This window comes from Thalassotalea eurytherma (genome assembly GCF_030161415.1).
GTDB classification, from domain to species: domain Bacteria; phylum Pseudomonadota; class Gammaproteobacteria; order Enterobacterales; family Alteromonadaceae; genus Thalassotalea_G; species Thalassotalea_G eurytherma.
This window is the reverse complement of sequence record NZ_BSSU01000029.1, coordinates 1-1,356: the sequence shown is the minus strand read 5'-3', so window position 1 is coordinate 1,356 and position 1,356 is coordinate 1. Positions and strand designations below refer to the sequence as shown.

2 protein-coding genes are annotated in these 1,356 nt (G+C 37.9%); both read right to left on the bottom strand.

The features are described 5' to 3' along the window. A partial coding sequence (locus QQK02_RS16375) for a flagellin N-terminal helical domain-containing protein (protein WP_456124116.1) occupies positions 1 to 499 on the bottom strand: 499 nt, incomplete at its 3' end. Positions 500 to 1,073: 574 nt separating this feature from the next. Beyond that, positions 1,074 to 1,356, bottom strand: a 283-nt coding sequence (locus QQK02_RS16370; RefSeq protein WP_284209229.1) for a flagellin, incomplete at its 5' end; no start/stop codon positions are given.

Genomic DNA, 1,356 nt, shown 5'->3' with positions numbered 1-1,356 from the left:
CTGAACCACCTACGTTTCTCATATCAAAACCGATAGTTTGAACAGCATCAGCACCTACTTGGAAGCTAGCTTCATAAGAACCATCTAATAAGTTTTGACCACCGAATGTTGTATCAGAAGCAACACGGTTAACTTCTTCCATTAATGAACGGATTTCTTCTTGCAGTGCTAAACGGTCTTCATCTGTATTTGAACCGTTAGATGCTTGTTGTGCCAACGTACGAACACGTTGGAACATCGTTGTAACTTCTTCCATCGCACCTTCAGCTGTTTGAGCTAAAGAGATACCATCGTTGGCGTTACGAATACCTTGATCAAGGCCGTTAATTTGACCTGTTAAACGGTTAGATATTTGTAGACCAGCCGAGTCATCCTTTGCACTGTTAATGCGAAGACCCGATGATAAACGTTGAAATGAAGTATCTAGTGCACTACCAGAGTTATTTAATTGACGTTGAGCGTTTAATGAGCTCACGTTAGTGTTTACATATAAAGCCATACAGCCTCCACATTAATATTTAATGAGAAAAACAAATTAATTACCCCTAACTAAATGTTTTTCACTAGAGAATCTTTCTCTGTTAATTAATATCGGCCTGACTCAAAGGATCTTTAATCTTTTTTCAAAAAACTTTTATATTTATTTTAACCCTATGGTTTTAATAGCTTTTAAATCAGATTAATTTAAAGAAAAATGAAAAAAGGGAAGGTTTTATCCTTCCCCTTTCCAATGAGTCGAGAGTATGACTCTATAAAACATTAATTCGTCAAAGTTCTGTCCTTAAACTTGGCACAAAGAATGCTTTATTATTTACGCGAATGTGAGAGAGAACTTCGCGATTAATGTATGCAATATTGAAATTAGCCTCCACGCTTACAATATTCCCACATTAATTAATCGCGCCCTTGTTAAATTACCCCATCTAATAAGGGCGCAACTCCTCTCAACACTAACACATCTTCACTCTCTCGTTTTTTCAAACTGAAGAACATTCTTTATGTTGACAGGTTTAGACCAAATGCCGGTCTCGGTGGCAATTTCTTGCCACCTAAATTACCACAGTCTACCTAGATTAACCTAATAAACTTAATGCAGCTTGTGGTCTTTGGTTAGCTTGCGACAAGATTGTTTGGCTAGCTTGTTGCAAGATTTGGTTACGCGTTAGTGCCGCAGTTTCTGCCGCAAAGTCCGCATCTTTAATTCGTGATTTCGCAGCTGACAAGTTTTCAGAAATATTCGCTTGGTTACGAATCGTCGATTGGAAACGGTTTTGAACCGCACCTAATTCCGCACGTTTCTTATCAACAACAGCAATTAATGAATCCATACCCGCTAGGATAATTTGTGAATTCACT